We start from the raw sequence: 3,808 nt of genomic DNA on the forward strand, positions 1-3,808 counted from the left end.
ACATCAAGATTTGCAGCGGACTTCTTGGTCCTCCTGCCTGTTCTGTTTGACATCGTAAAGAGAAGATTTGTTCGGACTCCATTGTCTGAGCATGATCCTGAAAGGTAAGCGTTACAGCTTGCCGGGATGGTTCATGTGTTGAGGACAATGGTTTGTCGCGGTGAGACGCTCAATCTCCCGCAGATGATGGGTTGTTTAACCGCGCCCCCGGACCGATCTCGAGAAGCTGGTCTTTTTGTGTCAATGCGTCGCAAGGCGGTATGGCGAAAGAGCGAGAGGCTGTGTGGAAACATACTGCCCTACTCCCTTATTCCCCTACTCCCTTATCGATGAGCATTGGCAATGAGAACGATCAAGTGTCTTAAGGGCAATTGGTGGATGCCTTGGCATGCACAGGCGATGAAGGACGTGATACGCTGCGATAAGCGTCGGGGAGGTGCGAATACCCTTTGATCCGACGATTTCCGAATGGGGAAACCCACCTAAGGTACTTGTAAAATCAGAGCTGCTGCCGGACTTCGGTTTGGTGGCGGTTGTGGTTTACAAGTATCGATATTAGGTAACTTATCCTGAATTCAATAGGGATAAAGTGGCGAACGCGGGGAACTGAAACATCTAAGTACCCGTAGGAAAGGACATCAACCGAGACTCCGCAAGTAGTGGCGAGCGAACGCGGACCAGGCCAGTGATTTTTGTGAGACAAGTGGAACCTTCTGGAAAGTAGGGCAAGAATGGGTGACAGCCCCGTACACGTAACGCGAACAGAAATCCTTGAGTAAGGCGGGACACGTGAAATCCTGTCTGAACATGGGGAGACCACTCTCCAAGCCTAAGTACTCGTGCATGACCGATAGCGAACTAGTACCGTGAGGGAAAGGTGAAAAGCACCCCGACAAGGGGAGTGAAAGAGTACCTGAAACCGATTGCCTACAAACAGATGGAGCCCGCAAGGGTGACATCGTACCTTTTGTATAATGGGTCAGCGACTTAGTGTGACGAGCAAGCTTAAGCCGGTAGGTGTAGGCGCAGCGAAAGCGAGTCTGAACAGGGCGTTCAGTTCGTCGCATTAGACCCGAAACCGAGTGATCTAGCCATGAGCAGGATGAAGGTAAGGTAACACTTACTGGAGGTCCGAACCCATAACTGTTGCAATAGTTCGGGATGACTTGTGGCTAGGGGTGAAAGGCCAATCAAACTCGGAAATAGCTGGTTCTCCGCGAAATCTATTTAGGTAGAGCGTCGACCGAATACCTCGGGGGGTAGAGCACTGGATGGGCTAGGGGTCCTCACCGGATTACCAAACCTAACCAAACTCCGAATACCCGAGAGTACTAGTCGGCAGACACACAGTGGGTGCTAACGTCCATTGTGAAGAGGGAAACAACCCTGACCAACAGCTAAGGTCCCCAAGTCATGGCTAAGTGGGAAAGGATGTGAGGATCCCAAAACAACCAGGATGTTGGCTTAGAAGCAGCCATCATTTAAAGAAAGCGTAACAGCTCACTGGTCTAAATAAGGGTCTTTGCGCCGAAAATGTAACGGGGCTAAAGCCATGCACCGAAGCTTTGGGTTTGATCCGCAAGGGTCAAGCGGTAGCGGAGCGTTCTGTAAGCTGATGAAGCCATACCCGTGAGGGGTGGTGGAGGTATCAGAAGTGCGAATGCTGACATGAGTAACGTAAGGGGAGTGAGAGACTCCCCCGCCGAAAGTCCAAGGGTTCCTGCTTAAAGTTAATCTGAGCAGGGTTAGCCGGCCCCTAAGTCGAGGCAGAAATGCGTAGACGATGGGAACCACGTTAATATTCGTGGGCCTGTGGGTAGTGACGGATCACGTGTGTTGTCAGGTCTTATTGGATTGATCTGGCGGCGAAGTGGTTCCAGGAAATAGCTCCCACTTATAGACCGTACCCGAAACCGACACTGGTGGACTGGTAGAGTATACCAAGGCGCTTGAGAGAACTATGCTGAAGGAACTCGGCAAATTGCACGCGTAACTTCGGAAGAAGCGTGACCCATATGTACGCAAGTATATGTGGGTGGCACAGACCAGGGGGTAGCGACTGTTTATCAAAAACACAGGGCTCTGCGAAGTCGCAAGACGACGTATAGGGTCTGACGCCTGCCCGGTGCTGGAAGGTTAAGAGGAGGGGTGCAAGCTCTGAATCGAAGCCCCAGTAAACGGCGGCCGTAACTATAACGGTCCTAAGGTAGCGAAATTCCTTGTCGGGTAAGTTCCGACCTGCACGAATGGCGTAACGACTTCCCCGCTGTCTCCAGCATAGACTCAGTGAAATTGAATTCCCCGTGAAGATGCGGGGTTCCTGCGGTTAGACGGAAAGACCCCGTGCACCTTTACTATAGCTTTACATTGGCATTCGTAGTGGCATGTGTAGGATAGGTGGTAGGCTTTGAAGCCAGGGCGCCAGCCTTGGTGGAGCCAACCTTGAAATACCACCCTTATCTCTATGGATGTCTAACCGCGGCCCGTTATCCGGGTCCGGGACAATGTATGGTGGGTAGTTTGACTGGGGCGGTCGCCTCCTAAAGAGTAACGGAGGCGCGCGATGGTGGGCTCAGACCGGTCGGAAATCGGTCGTCGAGTGCAATGGCATAAGCCCGCCTGACTGCGAGACTGACAAGTCGAGCAGAGACGAAAGTCGGTCATAGTGATCCGGTGGTCCCGCGTGGAAGGGCCATCGCTCAACGGATAAAAGGTACGCCGGGGATAACAGGCTGATGACCCCCAAGAGTCCATATCGACGGGGTTGTTTGGCACCTCGATGTCGACTCATCGCATCCTGGGGCTGGAGCAGGTCCCAAGGGTATGGCTGTTCGCCATTTAAAGCGGTACGTGAGTTGGGTTCAGAACGTCGTGAGACAGTTCGGTCCCTATCTGCCGTGGGTGTAGGAATATTGAAAGGATCTGTCCCTAGTACGAGAGGACCGGGATGGACGTATCTCTGGTGGACCTGTTGTGGCGCCAGCCGCATAGCAGGGTAGCTATATACGGACGGGATAACCGCTGAAGGCATCTAAGCGGGAAACCCACCTTAAAACGAGTATTCCCTGAGAGCCGTGGAAGACGACCACGTTGATAGGCCGGGTATGGAAGTGCGGCAACGCATGAAGTTTACCGGTACTAATAGCTCGATTGGCTTGATCGTTCTCATTACTTATGTTCATCGCTCATGCATGAGCGGGCCTTCGGCCCTATGCTCTAGCCAAGAGCGCCGGACAAGGCACAAACAAGACCAGCGAACAGCTCATGAGCGGGCAGCAAAAAGGAATAAACCCCTGTTCGCTACTCTCTATCGGCTATTCGCTCAAAACAGCTTCTCGAAAACACATGCACTTTGCCGACCTGGTGGTTATGGCGGAGCGGCTGCACCCGATCCCATTCCGAACTCGGCCGTGAAACGCTCCAGCGCTGATGGTACTTCGTCTCAAGACGCGGGAGAGTAAGTCGCTGCCAGGTCTGCAAAGTGCATGTGAAAAAGTCTTCTCCAAACGATGATGGCCCGCCAACGGGTACTCCGGGCCGCGCAAGCGGCCCTTTCCATTGGCAGGCCATCGCAAGAAAAGTAAGCGCAAGCTTACAATAAAGACCGGCAATTGCCGCACAAGTTGACGCGGGGTGGAGCAGCACCCCGACCGCCCGCAGAAGCCAAAGGCTTCGAGGACGGACAAAACAAAAAGTCCGGGCTGCCCGGCCGGCATTGCCGAACAGTTGACGCGGGGTGGAGCAGCCCGGTAGCTCGTCAGGCTCATAACCTGAAGGTCGTAGGTTCAAATCCTACCCCCGCAACCAA

General features: G+C 53.3%; 1 tRNA gene and 2 rRNA genes. All 3 read left to right on the plus strand.

Features of this window, described 5'->3' with window-relative positions:
* The first annotated feature begins 350 nt into the window (after positions 1–350).
* Positions 351–3,163: ribosomal RNA gene (locus WBQ96_RS28125) — 23S ribosomal RNA — on the plus strand.
* A 196-nt stretch (positions 3,164–3,359) separates the two neighbouring features.
* Positions 3,360–3,474, plus strand: a 5S ribosomal RNA gene (rrf, locus tag WBQ96_RS28130).
* 256 nt (positions 3,475–3,730) lie between these two features.
* Positions 3,731–3,807 (plus strand) — tRNA-Met (locus WBQ96_RS28135).
* Position 3,808 lies beyond the last annotated feature (1 nt).

The organism is Mesorhizobium sp. CCNWLY176 (genome assembly GCF_037153935.1).
GTDB lineage: Bacteria > Pseudomonadota > Alphaproteobacteria > Rhizobiales > Rhizobiaceae > Mesorhizobium_M > Mesorhizobium_M zhangyense.